This window comes from Ruegeria sp. E5 (assembly GCF_056534105.1).
In genome coordinates this window covers 125,109-143,810 of record NZ_JBQFPA010000004.1, presented here as the reverse complement: position 1 = coordinate 143,810, position 18,702 = coordinate 125,109, and the positions used below count along the sequence as shown (strand labels likewise).

The following is an 18,702-nucleotide window of genomic DNA, read 5'->3' as shown; positions in this document are numbered from 1 at the left end:
ATCGCCGAGAGGCGGCTCAGAAGAAAATCGCAAGCCCGGTCATTGAGACAACCAAGAAAAGGAGAGACATAATTCCACCGGAGCGAACGAAATCCACCACCCGGTAGCCTGCTGGGCCCATGATCAACGCGTTCACCTGGTGTGTTGGGATCAAAAATGAGTTGGACGTTGATATTGCCACCGTGAGAGCAAACACAGCCGGATTGCCACCCGCGGATACGGCAATAGAAACTGCTAGTGGCACCAGCAGGACAGTTGCGCCTACATTGGACATGACCAGCGTGAACGCCGTTGCCAAAACGGCAATCCCTGCTTGCAAAGACCAGATCGGCCACCCCTTCAGAAGGGCCAACACATGCGCTGCAATCCAATCCGCAGTGCCGGTGTTCTGAACCGCCTGACCTAGCGGGATCAGTGAAGCGAGTAGAAAAACAGTACTCCAACTTATCGACTCGTAGGCTTCGTCAATCGAGAGCACCCGGCTCAACACCATCCCAATAGCGCCGATCAACAGGCATAATGACAAGCGCAGATCGGAAAACAGAATTAGGCTCAACGCTATTAGGAAGAAGGCAAGCGCCCAGCCGACCTTGTGCGGCCGCAACTCTTCCTGGGGAAAGTCCGAGGTGACAACGACGAAATCCCTGTCTGACTTCAGTCGTGTCAGACGATCCCACTGCACGTGCACCACACACGTATCACCGGCCTGCAAAGGGACTTGTCCGATATGCGTTGCTGAATGATCTTCGGTTTCTACATGGCTCAGTGTTTCTTCGCCGCGCTGAATGGCCAGCAGAGACAAACCATGTGTCTGACGGAGGCGCAGATCAATCGGAGTTTGGCCGATCACTGAAGAACCGGGCGGAATAACAACCTCGGCCACCCCAGACTGCGTCGCGGCGAAATCATCCGCAAAGACATCTAGTTGGGGTAGGATCTCTAATCCGTAAGGCTCAGCGAACTGTTGCTCAACCACCCGACGCAGGCCAAGTACTGCAAGCCGCGCCGGGGCTTCGATCTTGGTATCAGCCATCGGCGCGATGACCTTGTGGCCGCGATAAGATGTGCCAAGAATGTACATGTTATGGGCGACCATTAGATCTGCGAGCGTTTGCCCGATGATGATCGAACCTTCAGGAACACGTATCTCGAACATATCGGCCCTAAGCCCATAGGTGTTTTCGACATAGGTCTGCATGGACCGGGCTGAGCTTGCGTCTTCCCCACGCTCCCGCTGCGCTGGGAGGACCCAACGACCAAATAGTACAAAGTAAAGCACCCCTGTCAGCACGAGCATCACACCGATAGGCGTGACGGAAAACAACCCAAATGTCTCCATTTGTTGGTCAGCCGGAAGGGATGAGTTTGCTGAAACAATCAGGTCATTCAACAGGATCAGGGGCGATGACCCGACCAATGTAATCGTACCACCGAGTATCGCGCAAAACCCCATAGGCATCAGCAATCTACTCATCGGGATTTCTGTACGTGCTGAGATGCGGCTGACAACAGGAAGGAAAAGCGCAGCAGCTCCGACGTTCTGCATGAAAGAGCTGATGACACCAACCGTTGTTGATATAATTGGGATAATCCGGGCCTCAGTCGTGCCACCATTCTTGAGGATCAAGGCCGCAACCTTTGACATAAGTCCGGTCTTATCAAGCCCAGCCCCAATTACCATAACTGCGATGATGGACATCACAGCGTTCGAAGAAAAACCTTCAAAGAGCTTGGATACATCTGCAAGATTACCTAGCCCAGGGAGATAGCTCAGTGCACCAAGCAGCACCATTACGAGAATCGCTGCGACATCAATCCGTATGATTTCGGTAACAAAAAGTAAGACCGTAAAAGACAATAGACTCAGCACGGCTATCATTTCGTACGTTAGTGTTGGTAATTCCATATCTTACTCCCAAACTAACGTTACCTGACTACCAGCAAATACGAAGGACCAACTCTGCGCGGCAGATAAGGCCAATAGACATTGGGCTTGCTTACGCGGCTCGCTTTTTCGGGCGCGGTATCTGCTGAAACCTGGATTCTGCCAACCCAAAGAGAGGTAGATGACAAATTCATAAGCCTAACTAAGCATCACAATGCGAAATGAACTTTCACACTTTCTAAAATACACACAAATGGATTTTCCGTATCGTTATCATTCATATCCAGTCAATTATACTTGCCAAGTAGGGAACGCTCTGCGCGATGCCCTCACGACGGCTCAGCTCTGCATTGCTGTCCTCGCCTTTTAGGCCGTCCAGCACGATCCTGATCTTCTCTACTGCGGAATACTGTTGCGGGTCGCACCGCGAAAGGCTGCATTGAGCTGGAAGCGGCAGACTTCAAGCTTCACGTGAGCCATGATCATGGCATGAATCCAACTAAAATTTGCACTGTGCAGAATTATCTTTGGATACCAAATTCAATGGGTGGCTGTTGCACCCAAGGCTTTGGTCCAAATACGCAATTCTTTAGACGAAATGCAAAGCTATTCGCGCCCCTACAAACCGCTGTAGGTGCGCTCATAACGCTGCAATGCCGACATTGATTTCATTAAAAAAATCTTGGAAGTTCGCCCATAACTCTGCGCGGTATTTGCGCATAAGTCTGCACGATTTGCCCATAAGTTTGCATGCTACATAGAACTCGTTGAACAAACAGGCTCTCAGGTTTATCTGCGATGCCCAAATGCAACTTACTCCCAATAACTAGCAGACGAGCGCCAAGTGTTTGCTTGGCCATCCCAAGCACTGGCGCTGACGCATGACGTGGGATTTATTCCGTCGCAATTGGATCCATGGTCGTTTGCGAGGACAACGCGTTAACGCCCAAAATCAGCAACAGTCCAGCCTTGATTGAGCAAGGAATGAGCCTCCTCTTCTACCAGGAAGTGCGACATGCACTCCCCGTTTCGCAAAAAAGAGAGGCGGCGCTTGAACACGCAAGACCGGACTCATTCAGAACCCAATCGCGTTGTAGGTCTCCGTCGAGATCGACCTTCTCAACCGCACCCCAATCTAAGTCAAATTGAGCGTCGTTGAATTCCGCACAGGCTCGTGCCGCCAGATCAACCTTCGCCTGCAAACCGGGCGTAAGGCGCGATACATCAGCCGCGACATCTGGTGAGGTCCAAACAAGGCCCGAAGCAAGCACAATCCCGGCGACCAAACACTTCATCTGACGCGCTATTTGGAAAGCTGGTTGGCACAAGGTATCAATTGCACTGATCATATCGGTAGTCCCCATATTCCAGCCAGTTTGCCGAGCCTTCGTTAAAAATCAGAAACTCGGACCTGTCCTCCCCAAGCAGGGCCACGACAAATTCGGCTGGCGGCTCAGAATTTCCGAAGTAACTGTAAGCAGTCATGGCTCTGATCGACTCGCCGTTGACTGTTACTCGCGCGTCCCACTCTTCCCCCGAGTTGTCCAAAATTACGGGTTCGATCACGCGCTCTATCGCTCCGCCACCACAATAGACGATGCCTTCGGGGGGTTCGTAGTAGGACCGCTGGCTAGGATCTGAATCGCAGGCGGAACGAAGGGACCGAATTGCCGCGCTGGAACCTTTCAAGTCAAATATTCCGTAGCTGACATCTTGATCAATCATCGACAGGTTAACCGATGCATTGGCCGCAAGCTGGCCCAGTACAAAACCATAGTCCTCTTGACTATTGAAACTGACCTCGACGGGATAGTTATCAACGATCTGTACGGCAGCGTTTTCTGCGCCAACCTGAAATGCTCCAACTTCGGTGGCTCCGTTCTTCAAGAAACGAATGGAAAGCCCCTGCTTGTCCGTAATGTCCTGGCTGTCCTCATATCCAGCCGGAGCAAAGCGAATACGGTTACACTGAAGTTCCAGCGTCATGTTTCCGGTTTGAATAAATGCATTGGGAGTAGGCCCAGAGTTGAACGACCACTCCGCTGATGCAGTGGTCGCCATAACCATCATTAGCGTCCCAGTGGAAATCGTTTTGAAACTCATTTTCTCTCTCCATGGTGTTACGGTTCGCACTGTCATTCAGCCTGAGATTCCGGCCAATTGCCCCGGCAACCAGGTCAGGAAACAGGTTCGCCGTATTCGTTTGCGCCTTCTTCCGAAGGGCGCGTCAACCACCAGATCATCAGAATGGACAGAACCAATTGAAGAATTGAGACAACAACAATACCGGTCACGCCCAGTACTGCCGCGGGTCCTCGTAATGCATCGGGGTTTTCGGTTCCTTGCTCCAATACCGAAAAGAACGCCACGCCACCCAGCATAACAAAAAGCGTTGTAAAGCTGAGCGCCATCGGCAGCAGCAAATACCAGCCAGGTCGTCCTGTATCATGCAGCCTTCGCCAACCGGCGGCCAGCATAGGTATGAGAACAGCCAGTTGAAAAACAGAGGACAGAACCCGAGATCCTTGCCCTGTCTCGGGGTTAGTCCCGAATAGGATCGTATCGAGCACAGCCAAAGCAGCACTCACGAGAACCACAAACAAGAAGAACCACCAGTATTCTGAACGTATAGCCCGGCCGGAGAACTGGAAGTATTTTGAAAAACACGTTTTAACGGCCTCACTAAATCCCATTTTCATTCCTTTCTTAATCTCTGTGCGGCCTCAAAACGTTTCGCCACCTAGAAGAACAAACTCGCCTGTATGGATGCTCTCACTTACCTTTTTGTTTGAATGCAGAGGCCTATCGTACGAGAGCGTAGAGAAATTTACGCGCGGAAAAAATGTTGATTTATGAAAAAATAGATTCAAACATGCGAATTCGACACAACTTTCATTTTACCTCCGTTGATGTCGCTGTCGCCCGATTTGTCGGGCCCTTCCGACTGCTGGAGTGAGTGCTGGCGGTCGGAGGTCCTCAAACAAAGATCAAGCATTGGGAGGACGCGATGCTGAAACTTAACGTACTCCCCCTCTTTCCAGAGTTTGCTCTAGCTTTCGCCAGTGTCGTCATTCGGCCTTCACACGTTGTTGGCGGCCCCGATGGTCAACGAAATGTTGTTCCGCCGAGCAAGCCCCACGCGGCAAGTTTTGGGAAAGATAGTCAAAGGATCGAGGTAAGTTCTATTGGCTGCGCAGACGCGAGAGCTTCAAATAAACGCATCCAATTTCACTAATTTCAACGGACCCAGAGGGAGAAGAAAATGACCAACAAGATGGTGATGATTTCAGGCGCAACTTGTTTCGCAATGCTTGCGGCCTGTGACGACGCGAGTACATCCAGTGCGTCCGCCGAGCTCACACCGGCTCAGCAAGCATGTTTGCGAGATGTAGCCAAGACGACGAACAATTCGCAAGTCGTTGTGCTCTCATCCGCGTTCAGCGAGGCTGGAACACAAGTCACTGTCGGTGTTGGCGAGGATCGTGCTCCTTGGAATTGCATTGCCTACAGTGATGGCGCGACCGCTGGTATCGAGTTCCTGGGCGACGAAGGCGCATTGTAGTCTGTTTGCTGTGTATCTCGAAAGCACCAGTCGTGATCAAATTTGAATAACGGCAAGCTCAGACATTCAAACCTCGTAATAGGATTAGGCTCTAACATTCTCAATCATGCAAAGGTTGTAGAAAATGCCCGTGACCAACTCGGTTGTAATTGCGATCATTTGCACTTTTGTGGCCATTGTTTCGGTTCCAAAATACAGCATTGCACAAACCTGGGACATAGCATCACAGCACTCAGTCAACGGCGTAACGGTGTATGATACGGATGAGCTGTTAACTTTTGCCGGTCAATTGGCCTTCAATCGGTCAGGGCGCATCACAGCGGTGGAGGTCGCATCAACGATCACTCAGATCTACCGAGAAGACGGTTATTTTTTGGCTGAAGCCTGGCCCGGTCCTGATGGGCAGAGCATAATTGTTAATGAAGGGCGCATTCAAACCATCGAAATTGAAGGTGTAGATACGCGTACGTTCCAAACACTAGAGAAGATTTTTCAGCCCCTCACCACCTCCTATCCCATAACGCTGAAACGATTTGAGCGGGCAGTGATGCTGGCCGAGGACATACCTGACTTGGAATTGTCGACCGAACTTGATTACCCGGATCAGACTGGTGCTCGGCTGAGAGTATTGGGAGAGCCACTGCGAAAACAAGCCGGTAGTGCGACACTCGACAACCCTCCGCGTGAGCTTGGAGAAGCGCTTAGTTTTTATGTCGTACAAGAGTTTTATTCGACGCTGACCGTCGGAGATTTGCTGCGATTTGAGGGATCAGGCAATTACAATTGGGACAAAGACGATGAACACTCATTGTGGGGCGCTCTTACCTATCGCACGCCGCTGAACAGCAATGGTCTATACGGTGAGATTTTTTATGGGAACGTCAACGCAAAACGCGACATTTCAGGGGACTTTGCCAGAACAGATATTGACGGCGAGAACTTCACCGTTGCGATGGGTTATCCTGTGATCCGCGATGTTGCTCGTTATGGATACCTGCTTTTGGATTATCGCCTTTCAGAATCGGATTCTGTTAGCGGTGGCGTTCCATTGTCCAGTGACGCAAGTGTTGTTGGCCTTACCTATCTGTACGGGCAAAACTATCCAAAGGGACAAGCTCTGGAAGCGGGGCTAACCTTATCTTTTGGTGACAATGACAACGACACGACAGACGCGAGTTTTGACGACGGGGACTCTTCTTTCTGGCATCTACGAGGCGGCGTCGGATACGAAAGCCCACTTACGGGCTTGTCGCCCAACACAGCTTGGCGCACCGAGATCTGGGGGCAGTACACAACAGACCGGCTGCCCTCTGTTGAAGAGTACTTCCTTGGTGATCGTTACGCTTTGCGCGGATATCGGTTTGACGAAGTAGACGGTGATACCGGGATTTCTGCAATATTCGAAATATCTCACTCCTACTTCCCCAGCTCTCAGAGCATTCATCGGCTAACGCCCTTTGCCTTTTTCGACGTGGGTTACATCTCGAACAATGACCCTGCGAGTTTTGAAGTTGATAATGCTACACTGGCATCCACAGGTCTGGGTTTGGACATCGAGTTCAAGCGAAACCTATTTCTGTCCGGATACGTCGGTGTCCCTTTGAGAGACGGCCCTTTAACCGAATCTGGCGATCCTGGCGCGTATCTTGCTCTGACAACAAGTTGGTGAGGATGTTATGAAACGGAACCGCATTGTTTTACTTACTGCAGCTTGTTTGATTGCAGAACTGGCCGCTACTCAGGTCGTTGCCCGCGGAAATCACTACGGGTGGTGCCGAGGCGTAGGGAACCCGCACCAGTCGAGCCAAGGATGCGGGCAGGCTGGTGGGCAAGGGGCAGGTAATCAAGTTACTGGCCCAACTCAGCCGGTGGCAAATCAGTTGCCGCCTAAGGGAACGCAGCAAACACCCACGTCCGTTACTGTTCCAGTCCTTGCTCCGGGCGCGGTTCCGAACGCAACTCCCGGTCAGGTTCCTATTGCGACACCAATAGCGGTTCCTGGTCAGGTTCCCACACCGATAGTAGCGCCGACGCTAACTCCGCCTTTGGCGCCAAACGCGACACCAAACCGGGTTCCGACAGCCGTTCCCAATCAAGTTCCAGCATTGGCTACCGGTCCTACCGCGGTGCCGCCGCAAGTTCCGACTGCAACTCCTAATCAAGTTCCGATAGCTATCCCTGGCCAGGTTCCGCCTCAACCTACCGGCCCAACAGCGGTACCGCCACTTGTGCCAACCGCAACGCCAAACCAAATACCAGTCGCAGTTCCTGGTCAGGTCCCACCTCAGCCCACTGGACAAACTGCTGTGCCACCGCTCGTCCCGACTGCAACACCAAACCAGATTCCGGTCGCAGTGCCCGGCCGTGTTCCGCAACCCAGCGGTACTACGGCGACACCCCCGCTTGTCCCAACCGCAACCCCCAATCAGGTTCCCACGGCGGTTCCTGGCCAGGTTCCACAGTTGACACCGAAACCGACGGCAACTCACGTGGCCGTCCCAGGACATCCGAAACCTCAAGGCGTCGTGACAATCATGCGCCCCAAGCCGAGGCCGACAACCGGTAGTGTCCAGCAACCCAGCACAACACAAGTGACCCACCATTTAACCCACCAAAGTAATGCGAAGAAACACGATCACGTCGCATCAACACCTGGACGACATGACCCGCATGACCTACCGAGATTCCGCGACGCGGCAGCCAAGGAAGACTGGGAATGCGTAGCCAGCGGATTCGGACAGCGCCGGTATGATGCTGGGCGAGGCGTATTGCTGAACAACGGAGCGTTGCGGCACCTCGGAAACGTGGACGCTATGGCAAGGGATGTGCCTGCAAGGCATCCAAAACATTCTGGATGCATTATTTCGGTCAAACGAAAGCAGCGCTGAGGCTCGCATGGTAGGTTTTACTCGGACAATGAGATTAGTCGACCAATAGTTCGTCAATTGTCATCTGGATAATTGGATTTCGTATTGCCCATATTCCCTGGCGTTTACGTTGGCTGACGTAGCCCAAAAATGCTCTGTACCTAAATTTGCCTCAATTAGGCCAACAATCTAAAGTGCCGCACTTCCAAGAAGAGCCTCCGACCATCTGGGACGGTCAGGTCGGGCAAGCGAAACTTTGAACGGCAACTTTGCAATGTCAGCTTTCTGCGCATCGCAGACCTTCGCGAGAATCCAAGTTTCCTTAGAGTTGCCCTTTGCGGGATTGAGAAATGCAAAGGGTCGAAACCACAACGACTAGGCCAAAACTGATTGAATTCGTCGCCAATGCCGACAATCGCGCAGTGCAAAACTGTGGGCGAACTGCGCAAATTTATGGGGTGTGCGAAGTGTTATGCGCAAACCTACAACCGTGTAGGCGCGCTCATAACGCTGCATTTCCGACGTTGATTTCATTAAAGAAAATCTTGGAAGTTCGCCAATAACTTTGCGCGGTATTTGCGCATAACTTTGCACGATTTGCCCATAACTTTGCATGCTACGGAGAACCCATCGAACAAACAGGCTCTCAGGCTTATCTGCGGTGCCCAATTGCAGTTTACTCCCAATCACCAGCAGACGAGCGCCACGTCGTAGCTTCCGCATCCCAAACACTGGCCGTGACGCAAGGCGTTGGGTTTACTCCGTAGCAATTGGATCCATGAATATCTGCCACGACAACGCGTTGACGCCCAAAATCAACAACAGTCCAGCCTTGATTGAGCAAGGAATGAACCTCCTCTTCTATCAGGAAGTGCGACATGCATCCGCCAGTTCCGCAATAAAGAGATGCGGCGCTTGAACACGCAAAACCAGACTCATTCAAAACCCAGTCGCGTTGTAGATCTCCGTCGAGATCGACCCTTTCAACCGCGCCCCAATCTAAGTCAAACTGACCGTTGTTGAACTCCGCGCAGGCTCGTGCCGCCAGATCAACCTTTGCTCGCAAACCGGTTGGAAGTTGCGAAACGTCAGCCGCGACAACTGGGGAGGTCCAAACCAGGCCCGAACCAAGCAGGATCGCAGATACCAAACGTTTCAAGTAGCTTGCCAATTGGGAAGCCGGTTGGAAGGTGGCTTCAGTTGCATTGTTCATACCTGTAGTCCCCGTATTCCAGCCAGTTTGCCGAGCCTTCGTTAAAAATCAGAAATTCAGACCTGTCTTCACCAAGAAGGGCGACGACAAATCCGGCCGGTGGCTCAGAGTTTCCGAAGTAACTGTAGGCCGTCATGGCTCTGATCGACTCGCCGTTAACCGCTACTCGCGCGTCCCACTCCCCCTCTGGATTGTCCAAAATTACGGGTTCGATCACGCGTTTTTTCGCTCCGCCACCACAATAGACGATGCCTTCGGGCGCTTCGTAGGAGGTCTCTTGGCTAACTTCTGAATCGCACGCAGAACGAAGGGACCGAATTGCTGCGCTGGAACCTTTCAAGTCAAAAATTCCGTAGCTGACATCTTGATCAATCATCGACAGATTAACCGATGCATTGGCCGCAAGCTGGTCCAGAACAAAACCATAGTCCGGCTGACTATTGAAACTGACCTCGACGGGATAGTTGTCGACGATCTGCACGGCAGCGTTTTCTGCGCCAACCTGAAATGCTCCAACTTCGGTGGTGCCGTTCTTCAAGAAACGAATGGAAAGCCCCTGCTTGTCCGCAATGTCCTGGCTGTCCTCGAATCCAGCCGGAGCAAAGCGAATACGGTCACACTGAAGTTCCAGCGTCATGTTTCCTGTCTGAATAAACGCATTGGGGTTGGGCCCGGAGCTGAACGACCACTCCGCTGATGCTGTGGTCGCCACTGCCATCAGTAGCATTCCAATGGAAATGGTTTTGCAGCTCATTTTTTTCTCTCCATTGAGTTACGGTTCGCACTGTCGTTCAGCAGAAGTTCCAGCCAATTGCCCGGACAGCCAGATCAGGAAACAGGTTCGCCGTATTCGTTTGCGCCTTCTTGGGAAGGTCGTGTCAGCCACCAGATCATCAGAATGGACAGAACCAATTGAAGGATTGAGACAACAACGATACCGGTCACACCCAGGACGGCCGCAGGTCCTCGCAATGCATCGGGATTTTCGGTCCCTTGCTCCAATACTGAAAAGAACGCTACCCCACCCAGCATAACAAAAAGCGTTGTAATGCTGAGCGCCATCGGCAGCAGCAAATACCAGCCAGGTCGTCCTGTATCATGCAGCCTCCGCCAACCGGCGGCCAGCATAGGTATGAGAACGGCCAGTTGGAAAACAGAGGACAGAACCCGAGATCCCTGCCCTGTTTCAGGGTTGGTCCCGAATATGATCGTATCCAGCACAGCTAAACCAGCACTCACGACAACCACAAACAAGAAGAACCACCAATATTCTGAGCGTAAAGCCCGGCCGGAGAACTGGAAGTACTTCGAGAAACACGTTTTAACGGCTTCACCAAATCCCATCTTTCAATCCTTTTTCAGTTTCTGTGCGGCCTCAGAACGCCTCGCCGAGCCAAAAGATCACATTCGCCCTTATGGAAGCTCCCACTTACCTTTTTGTTTGAAAGCAGAAGCCTATCGCACGAAAGCGTAGTGAATTTTACGCGCGGAAAAAATATTGATTTATTAAAAATTAGATTCAAACATGCGAATTCGACACAACTTTATTTTACCTCCGTTGTTGTCGTTGCTGCTCGCTGTGCCGAGCCCTTCCGACTGTTGGAGTGAGTGCTAGCGGTCGGAAGGCACTTTACAATGATTGAGCGCTGGGAGGACGCGATGCTCAGACTAAACGTACTCGCCCTATTTCCAGAATTCGCTCGAGCTTTTGCCAGTGTCGTCATTCAGCTTTCACACGTCGTCGGCGGTCTCGGTAGTCAAAGTAAAATCGCTCTGCCCGCCAAGCCCCCCGCGACAAGTTGTTGGAAAGGGAAATCACAGGGTCGAAGTATGTTCCATAGCCCGCTCTGACGCGAGAACTTCAAACAAGCCCATCCAATTTCACTAATTTCAAGGGAACCAGAGGGAGAAGAAAATGTCTAACAAGATGGTGATGATTGCAGGCACGACATGTTTCGCACTGCTTGCGGCCTGCGACGATACGAGTACATCAAGCGCGTCCGCCGAGCTCACGCCGGCTCAGCAGGCGTGTTTGCGAGATGTAGCCAACACGACGAACAATTCGCAAGTCGTGGTGCTCTCATCCGCGTTTAGCGAGGCAGGAACACAGGTCACAGTCGGAGTTGGCGAGGATCGTGCTCCTTGGAATTGCATTGCTTACAGTGATGGCGCAACAGCTGGTATCGAGTTCCTGGGCGACGAAGGCGCATTGTGACCTGTCTGCTGCGTAGCTGAAAACGGCTGCGCAGCACTGGCTTGATCTGCTGAGGCTCGACTTGGTTTGTAGAACCACCATCATCGTATTCGCGGTCATGTACCTGTTGGCGTTGGTTGCATTCTTGACGGGCACATTTGGCTGGTTGGGACAGGAACGAGACCCTTTGTCCGGAGTGTTCCTGCTGCCGTTGGGACTACCTTGGATACTTGTGGCGGACTTATTTTCGGATTCCGCCAAGCCGTGGTTCGCGGCGATTGCTCCGGCGCTCAACCTGTTTGCGCTGGTTTTGATTTGCAGATGGGCACGCAGATTGCGCCAGTAGTGGTGGCTGAACTCTTTCTCACCAAAAGGGAGGAAACCATGGGAAAAGTGATCTTGGGTATTGTGATCGGGCTCGTCTTAGGCGTGGTTGGAGCGATGACCTTGGGTGGCGGGGCCGCGATGGGTGTCGGCGTTGCGACAGGTTTGTCCGCCGGTGTCTGCTCCACATTGAAAGGAGCGCAAGCCGAGAACCTGATCACCGCCGAGCAAGCCGATCAGATCCTCAACCGCGTAAATTCCGAAATGGCATCACTGCAAGGAATTGAAACGACGGGCGAGATCGTCGGCAGTGCACAGGCATGCGATGAGTTTCTGTCAAAGTTACAAGAAGCGAAGTGAAGTTCCGCTTTGTACGGAACAAAACTGTAAGAACAAGCTAACAGGGAACCATCTGATGAAACCCTTATTAATCAAACTCTTCACACCCATGTTCGCAATCGCGGGCACAGCTGCTTTTGCAATGTCTGAAGCAGACGACGCCTGTATCGACAATTTGCGGCAGGTTGGTGGACCAGACGGTCAATCCGGAACGATTGAAAGCTCTCAGTTCTCGGAAGCTGGTACGCTCGTCATGCTACGTGACGCAGGCGGAACGCTTTGGCGCTGCATCGCGTACAAGGATGGAAGCATCGGCGAGATGTCGGTTGTCGAAGCGATGGATGATGGCGGTGGAGCCATGGCAGGCGCCGCCGGTTCTACCGGTAGCCAACATGTCAAATTCGATGCTGGCTCCACCGGCGCCGAACTAGTTGGTGAACTCGCGCCCGGAGCGTCGCAGCAATATGTTCTCGGTGCCAAAAACGAACAGTTCCTTTACGTTCGCGTTGCGCCGCGAAATGGCTCCTTGGACTACGTCATTCGTAACCCCGATGGTTCTGAACTGTTGGGATTGATGTCGGCGGAGAAGGAGTATCGAGGACAGCTTTGGCAATCCGGTGATCATGTTGTGGAGGTTATCAATCGCAGCAACTCTTCTGTCGACTACAACGTCATTTTCGGAATTGAATAGGTGATCTAGCAGAAACCCTGGAACGCAAGTCCAAAAAAGCGAGGGAAAAACAGATGAAACCCAATGTCCTAATGGTGATCGGCGCGGTATGTATTTCTGCACTGGCAGCATGCGATGAGAGTGGCGGATCGGTGGATGCAAGTGCACCAACTGTGGGCAGTTCTAGCGATCTTTCGCCATTTGAAGGGGCAAGAGCGGGCCAAGCTGAAATGGGCATCCAAAGTCTCGGATTTGAACTCATCCGAAGCGAAGGGCTGACCTCGTATTGGTTTAACAAGGATACAGGTGCATGTGCTCAGATCACAACGTCTGAGGGAAGGTACTCAGATGTAGCTATGCTGCCATCAGGTGACTGCTGACAAATTTCCATCAATCCCAAATCCAAGAGAAGGAGCCCAAACTTGCAATTCGACCTGGCACACGCGGCGGTCATCGTTGTCGCCTTAATCATCACTAACCTGGCATTGAAATCGGCTGGCGTGATCAACGAAGAAAACAAGCACCAATGGAACTGGAAAGTTGTTCTAGCCTACTTCGTAGTCGTCGTTATCATCAATCTCGTGTGGCCTATTTAAAGTTTCACAGCGGAAAGTTATTTGCCCAATTGATATGGTTGTCATGAACTAGCCTTTCCGAGAGACTATCAGGTCGCAAGAGTTTGAGCATTAAAGGTTCAAGAATAGAAAGGATTTGGCATGCGGTTTTTGGCGTCCCTCATATTCATTGTTGTTTTCGCAACCGCTGCGAATTCTGACGTGACCAGTCGAAATGGCGGTCCAAGCAACAGTCAAATGCTTTCAAAGGGTGGTGACGGAGGCATTGATGGTGTCGCTTTCTTTCGCCCAGTCTTAAGCGGAGTGTTGTATCGATCCGGCTTCAAGGGCGGCGACAAGGATCGAACTGGCCTAAGTGAAGGTCAACGCGAAACTCTGTGCGGTGAAGGGTTTTCAACCGGGTTTTATGCCGACTTCGGCAAAAACACTGAATACGGTCGCACCAGTTGTGGAAGCGGATCCTTTGACTATCAAAGTGCCAGATCCTCCCGACCCGATACTGTCATGGCGTCCATACACGAGGTGATTGAAAACCCTGGAAAAGGCCCTGTCTTGGTGCACTGCATGTGGGGCGTTCATTCCTCAGGTGCATTGTCGGCGATGGCGCTCGTTCAGTTTTGTGGTTGGTCGGAAGAAAAGGCCAAGGAATATTGGAATGATGCCCGAAACGGGGCGCCTTGTTCAGGCGGATGCAACCAGTGGATTGACTCAAAATTCTCCAACTTCAGCGTCGACCCAAAGTTGAAGATCTCCACCGAACAACAGGCAGCGATTTGCCCCAAATGATATTGGGAGGACTATCCAAATGAAGTTCAATCTTCTGGGGTCACTTGCTTTCATTGCACCCACCGTCTTGTGGGCGAACGACGATGTTCTAGGTGAAGCCACGACATTTGATAGTCCCAACGGCGTTACTGAACGCTGTATTCGGATCAACAAAGTTCCAACGGGCGCGTATAAGAAAAGCGATCTTGAGGAAGAAACGGCCTATTGCGAGATCGATTTCTATGCCTCCGAAATTGCTATTTGTCCAAAAACCTGGAGCACCAGCCCAGGAATGGCTGTCTACGATATTTCGGAAGGACCCTACACGGGGAACCGTTCTGAATTCGAGAGAAACGCTTGCAAGGAGGGGAAGGCGGCAAAAGATCTGGCTAAGGACAGGGTGGCTAAATTCAAGTCCACCATGAACCAAAAAGGCACCAGTGGAACGTTTTCAACCTCGTCGCTGCTTTACTATCATTTCTCCAGGTATTTCGACGCGACCGTCAAAGTTCCAGTCGCCGTTTGGCGTAGCATGGACGCCCAGGCGCATTTTTCCGAAGTCGCAGAGCCTGGCCTTGCGATTTCTGGTGGCTCTCATGGCGGGCGTATGAACCATGAAGGCTGGCGGGTCTTCGCAGCCGCAGATGCTGACCCGGACTCATACCAGCCCACCGACGATCTATTCACCGCAGATCGAACGCAAATATATGGTGTTCTGCTTGATAGCCCTGGGCATCGATACGGCTCGGAAATCAACGGCACCCGCAAATCTGGTTGGGGAAAAGGTCAGAACCGTGATTTCCAGGAAACCCCCGCTTTTTTAGCTTTGCGTTCTTCAAAACCCTTGCCAGAGGCCATTGTAGAGGGCGTCGGAAAAGGTCGAAGAGACCGGATGATCAACAAGGATCTCGGTCCCGATGTCAGCGACCAACAGATGGCATTTTGGATGCAAGAACTTACCGAGATTGTTCTACTCGACTTCATCTTCAGCCAACAGGACCGTGTAGGAAACATAGACTTCACACCCTATTGGTATTGGGTCGAAGACGGAAAGCTGAAGCATAAGAAAGCCAAGCACCATCAGCCGAACGATGGAGATATTCCCGCCGAGGCATTATTGATCCGTCGCAGCAATCTAAACGACAACGATGCTGGTGGGCGTGTCGAGTATGCCAACTTCGCGAAATCTACTCAAATGCTAGAGAAAATGCGGCACTTCTCTCCAAGCACATATCGGAGCTTGGTCGCTTTGAATAATGACCTTCAATCTCATGGTCCCGTCTACGGCTGGTTGTCGCAAAGCTTTGGGTTGTCAGACAGTCAGATTGCCCAAGTTGTGAAAAACACCGCGCTGGCAACATCCATCCTTCAGGACAATTGTTCTAATGGTGATTTGACGTTCGACTTGGATCCTGTCGCATTCTTTTTGAAAAATGACACCGAAGTGGAGGCCTTGGACTGTAATGACCCGTAGGTGTTCTGCTCTTATTGCGGTGTTCATTTGGACCGCTCTGCTCGCCTGCAAGGCGGCGGCATTGGATGTTATCGTCATATCGGATCTGAACGGAAGCTATGGTTCAGTAAGATACGATGCCCGCGTCGACAAAGCGATTAAGCGGATAGTCGAGATTGATCCAGATCTGGTTATTTCGACCGGAGATATGGTTGCGGGACAGCGCATTCCAAACTTGTCCGACAAACAGGTCAGGGATATGTGGAAGGCGTTTCACGAGGCCGTATCAGATCCTTTAAAGGCTGCCGGCATTCCATTTGCGGTCACACCAGGAAACCATGATGCCTCTGCGTACCGTGGGTTCGAGCGTGAAAGAAAAATATACGCAGAGGAATGGACTCCGAGAAAACCAGACGTCGATTTCCTGGTTTCAGATGACTATCCGTTCTTCTACGCATTTGAGATGCAGGGCATTACGTTTGCGTCTTTGGATGCAACGACCCTAGGACCCCTATCCGGTGACCAGCAGGATCGGTTACAGGAATTGGGTGCAGACCGAGACCCGATTGTCACTTTCAGTCACCTCCCACTCTGGCCCTTCGCGATTCAGCGCGAACGCGAAATCATCGGTGACCCAACACTTGAAAAGATCTACCTGGATAGCGGTGTTGTTCTGCATCTGTCAGGCCACCATCATGCCTTCTACCCCGGTTGGAAAGACGGTGTGGCTTATGTCTCTCAAGCTTGTTTGGGAGGTGGTCCGCGGCGGCTTATTGGCGATAGCGCCAGATCACCTCACAGCTTCACTCATGTTACGTTCCAGCCGAACGGAGAGTTTGGGATAGCAGTATATCGAGGGCCCGATTTCGAAAGGTCGGTAAACTTCAAGTCGCTCCCAAATGAGATCAGATCCCCGAATGCTGTGTTGAAACGTTTAGACCTTGTGAAATGACTAGAGGTTGAGTTTCAGCTCAACTTTATCAGGGACCAGATCGTTTATCATCTCTTCTATCCGGGCTTCTGAAAGCCCTCCCGAGGTGATGAAAAGCAATGAGACGCGAGACTTTCCGGGGACGTGGTGTTTTCTGACCAGCTTCCAGCCAGCGTCTGCGGCCATAGCTTCAATGGCGCCGCTGACGTTCAATGAGTGTTCTTCGTCTGAAGCTTTGAGCGAAATTTCCACACCCTTGTTTCGTCCACCGAGCCAAATGAAACACCAACATACAACCGCCACCAGTGTGGCCATCAGCGGCAAGCCCAAACCGACCGCAAGACCAAGAACAGTCACGATTATCATTTCGACAGTGTCCACCGGATCATCGAGATTGGAGCGGAACCTGAGCAACGCTCCGATTCCAAATATGACAAAACCGATCATTGACCCGTGCTGAACCACCAGAAAACCAACCGCCATGCCGATAAGCGCATACAGGAAGAAAAGCCTTGGCATAACTATGTCGCGGACGCTTCTACGGGCTTTACGTCTCACCGGATGATAGACGATCAAGCCAGCCAGAATGATCGTGACGATCACATCGAGAGTAAAGAAATACAGTTCCTGTTTGCCACGAAACTGCGTCCACCGGCGTTCGATAACGATTTCCGACCCCGAAGCCCCGGCCAGCATCGTCGCAGGGTCGACTTGTGACACCGCAGCACCTGGCAACAGCAGCATCAACAACACGGTCACAAATGTGAGGGTCGTATTCAACTTGTCTTCCTTCCTGCTCACGCCAAAGGCTTACGCTTAACCAAAGGCACATCGTGCCCTATTCAATTCAATCGCAACAGGCGGGATCAGGTAAAGAGATTACAGTGCATTCCTCGGACATCGTATCCGGACTGTGATACGAACGCTGATACAGAGATGTGGTCCAAGCGCGAGAGAATCCAATGACAGAAAACAGAGTGTTTTCGTCAAAAGCTGAAATTTCACGGTGTTTCTGCAAACTTAGACGACTCGCTTTTGCGGCCAGCTTAGTTGCGGCAGCCTTCTTGCCTTGGACCGATTTTGCCTACGCTGAAAGTGCTGGTTTGGTTCTGGTCGATAAATTCAAGGTGGCAGACAAATCAGAGGGATTTTCAGAGCCTTCCGGTTTAGCAATGTCTAACGCTGAAGGCTTCTTGTGGTCTGTAAGTGATGCCGAACCTAAACTGCACCTACTCGGAGTCGACGGGGTATTAGGAAACTCTTTCAAGTTGCCAGCATTGGCAGGATCAGATTTGGAGGGCGTCGCATCACGAAAAGATGGGACTGTTTTAGTACTTCAGGAAACTGATCGATCAATTCTAGTCGTTCACCCGACTGACCCCATTCAACTAACTACAATCCCTCTCACATCTCTCAAAGGCTACTCGGACGCCGCTGAATTGCTCGTCGGTAATCCTTTGAACAAGGGACCTGAGGGCATCGCCGTCGACCCGGAATCCGGGCGGGTCTTCATTGGCATTGAAGGACAACCAAGGTTGTTAATGGTCGTATCACCAGCGCTAGACGAAATTGTTAAGATCATTCCTTTAGCCCGCGATGCAGGTTTTATCTCCGAGCGTGTAGATGATGATGAACTGGATTTGAGTGGCCTGGCCTGGTCCCCGTCCTCACGTTCTCTTTGGATTGTGAGTGACAAAGGCCGTCAAATCTTCGTCTACAATCCAGAGTCCAAGTCCGTAAAGTCTATCAGTTTGACGTTCACAGAAGATGGCAAACAAAAGGAAGTTAAACATCCCGAAGGGATCGCTCTCGATGAGACCAGAGGGCTTCTCTATATCCTGACAGACGATGCCAAGAAATCGCGGCTTTATGTTTTTAATATCCCCAAATTTTGATCGCTAGAGAATGAAGCCCACATCGCCAC

General features: G+C 51.6%; 17 protein-coding genes. 10 read left to right on the top strand and 7 right to left on the bottom strand.

Annotation, left to right across the window (positions count from 1 at the left end; genetic code table 11):
• Window positions 1-16: 16 nt before the first annotated feature.
• The 3 genes from ACR0BI_RS15490 to ACR0BI_RS15480 all read right to left on the bottom strand — a co-directional run bounded on the left by ACR0BI_RS15490 (window position 17) and on the right by ACR0BI_RS15480 (window position 4,578).
• Window positions 17-1,906, bottom strand: coding sequence for an SLC13 family permease (locus ACR0BI_RS15490; RefSeq protein ID WP_170395443.1), 1,890 nt, complete (start codon window positions 1,904-1,906; stop codon window positions 17-19).
• 1,311 nt (window positions 1,907-3,217) lie between these two features.
• On the bottom strand, window positions 3,218-3,988 hold the full coding sequence (locus tag ACR0BI_RS15485) for a hypothetical protein (RefSeq protein ID WP_480562736.1): 771 nt from the start codon (window positions 3,986-3,988) through the stop codon (window positions 3,218-3,220).
• Window positions 3,989-4,062: 74 nt separating this feature from the next.
• Window positions 4,063-4,578 carry a DUF805 domain-containing protein gene (locus ACR0BI_RS15480; RefSeq protein ID WP_170425262.1) on the bottom strand — a complete coding sequence of 172 codons (516 nt, stop codon included), beginning with the start codon at window positions 4,576-4,578 and terminating at the stop codon, window positions 4,063-4,065.
• Window positions 4,579-5,147: 569 nt separating this feature from the next.
• Here ACR0BI_RS15480 and ACR0BI_RS15475 point away from each other — a divergent pair.
• Together ACR0BI_RS15475 and ACR0BI_RS15470 are read left to right on the top strand one after the other, a co-directional pair.
• Window positions 5,148-5,447, top strand: coding sequence for a hypothetical protein (locus ACR0BI_RS15475; protein WP_170408154.1), 300 nt, complete (start codon window positions 5,148-5,150; stop codon window positions 5,445-5,447).
• Between the two features lie 130 nt (window positions 5,448-5,577).
• Window positions 5,578-7,116, top strand: a complete 1,539-nt coding sequence (locus ACR0BI_RS15470; RefSeq protein ID WP_480888632.1) for a ShlB/FhaC/HecB family hemolysin secretion/activation protein — start codon at window positions 5,578-5,580, stop codon at window positions 7,114-7,116.
• Window positions 7,117-8,990: 1,874 nt separating this feature from the next.
• Here the strand turns inward: ACR0BI_RS15470 and ACR0BI_RS15465 are convergent.
• The 3 genes from ACR0BI_RS15465 to ACR0BI_RS15455 form a co-directional block, all read right to left on the bottom strand.
• Complete coding sequence (locus ACR0BI_RS15465) at window positions 8,991-9,527, bottom strand: hypothetical protein (protein WP_480562733.1); 537 nt, start codon at window positions 9,525-9,527, stop codon at window positions 8,991-8,993.
• Window positions 9,511-10,281, bottom strand: coding sequence for a hypothetical protein (locus ACR0BI_RS15460; protein ID WP_480562732.1), 771 nt, complete (start codon window positions 10,279-10,281; stop codon window positions 9,511-9,513). Before ACR0BI_RS15460 ends, ACR0BI_RS15465 begins: the two co-directional genes overlap by 17 nt.
• Before the next feature lie 74 nt (window positions 10,282-10,355).
• Window positions 10,356-10,871: a DUF805 domain-containing protein gene (locus ACR0BI_RS15455; RefSeq protein ID WP_170555158.1), complete on the bottom strand. Its 516-nt coding sequence runs from the start codon at window positions 10,869-10,871 to the stop codon at window positions 10,356-10,358.
• Window positions 10,872-11,442: 571 nt separating this feature from the next.
• Here ACR0BI_RS15455 and ACR0BI_RS15450 point away from each other — a divergent pair.
• The 7 genes from ACR0BI_RS15450 to ACR0BI_RS15420 all read left to right on the top strand — a co-directional run bounded on the left by ACR0BI_RS15450 (window position 11,443) and on the right by ACR0BI_RS15420 (window position 16,799).
• The gene (locus ACR0BI_RS15450) at window positions 11,443-11,742 is read left to right on the top strand and encodes a hypothetical protein (protein ID WP_058282225.1); all 300 of its coding nucleotides are present in this window, start codon (window positions 11,443-11,445) and stop codon (window positions 11,740-11,742) included.
• A 201-nt stretch (window positions 11,743-11,943) separates the two neighbouring features.
• Window positions 11,944-12,405, top strand: coding sequence for a hypothetical protein (locus tag ACR0BI_RS15445; protein ID WP_480602529.1), 462 nt, complete (start codon window positions 11,944-11,946; stop codon window positions 12,403-12,405).
• 55 nt (window positions 12,406-12,460) lie between these two features.
• Window positions 12,461-13,075, top strand: a complete 615-nt coding sequence (locus tag ACR0BI_RS15440) for a hypothetical protein (protein ID WP_480562730.1) — start codon at window positions 12,461-12,463, stop codon at window positions 13,073-13,075.
• A 53-nt stretch (window positions 13,076-13,128) separates the two neighbouring features.
• Window positions 13,129-13,434 (top strand): hypothetical protein, encoded by a 306-nt coding sequence (locus ACR0BI_RS15435; protein ID WP_480562729.1) that lies wholly within the window; start codon window positions 13,129-13,131, stop codon window positions 13,432-13,434.
• Window positions 13,435-13,476: 42 nt separating this feature from the next.
• Window positions 13,477-13,650 carry a hypothetical protein gene (locus ACR0BI_RS15430; protein WP_157054209.1) on the top strand — a complete coding sequence of 58 codons (174 nt, stop codon included), beginning with the start codon at window positions 13,477-13,479 and terminating at the stop codon, window positions 13,648-13,650.
• A 784-nt stretch (window positions 13,651-14,434) separates the two neighbouring features.
• Window positions 14,435-15,868, top strand: coding sequence for a hypothetical protein (locus ACR0BI_RS15425; protein ID WP_170685151.1), 1,434 nt, complete (start codon window positions 14,435-14,437; stop codon window positions 15,866-15,868).
• Window positions 15,858-16,799, top strand: coding sequence for a metallophosphoesterase (locus ACR0BI_RS15420; protein WP_170685150.1), 942 nt, complete (start codon window positions 15,858-15,860; stop codon window positions 16,797-16,799). Before ACR0BI_RS15425 ends, ACR0BI_RS15420 begins: the two co-directional genes overlap by 11 nt.
• Here the strand turns inward: ACR0BI_RS15420 and ACR0BI_RS15415 are convergent, their stop codons facing one another.
• Entirely contained in the window at window positions 16,800-17,537 is a 738-nt protein-coding gene (locus tag ACR0BI_RS15415) for a DUF4956 domain-containing protein (RefSeq protein WP_480713900.1), read from the bottom strand.
• A gap of 203 nt (window positions 17,538-17,740) precedes the next feature.
• Between ACR0BI_RS15415 and ACR0BI_RS15410 the strand changes: the two genes are divergently transcribed.
• Complete coding sequence (locus ACR0BI_RS15410) at window positions 17,741-18,673, top strand: SdiA-regulated domain-containing protein (RefSeq protein WP_170657923.1); 933 nt, start codon at window positions 17,741-17,743, stop codon at window positions 18,671-18,673.
• The last annotated feature ends 29 nt before the right edge of the window (window positions 18,674-18,702 follow it).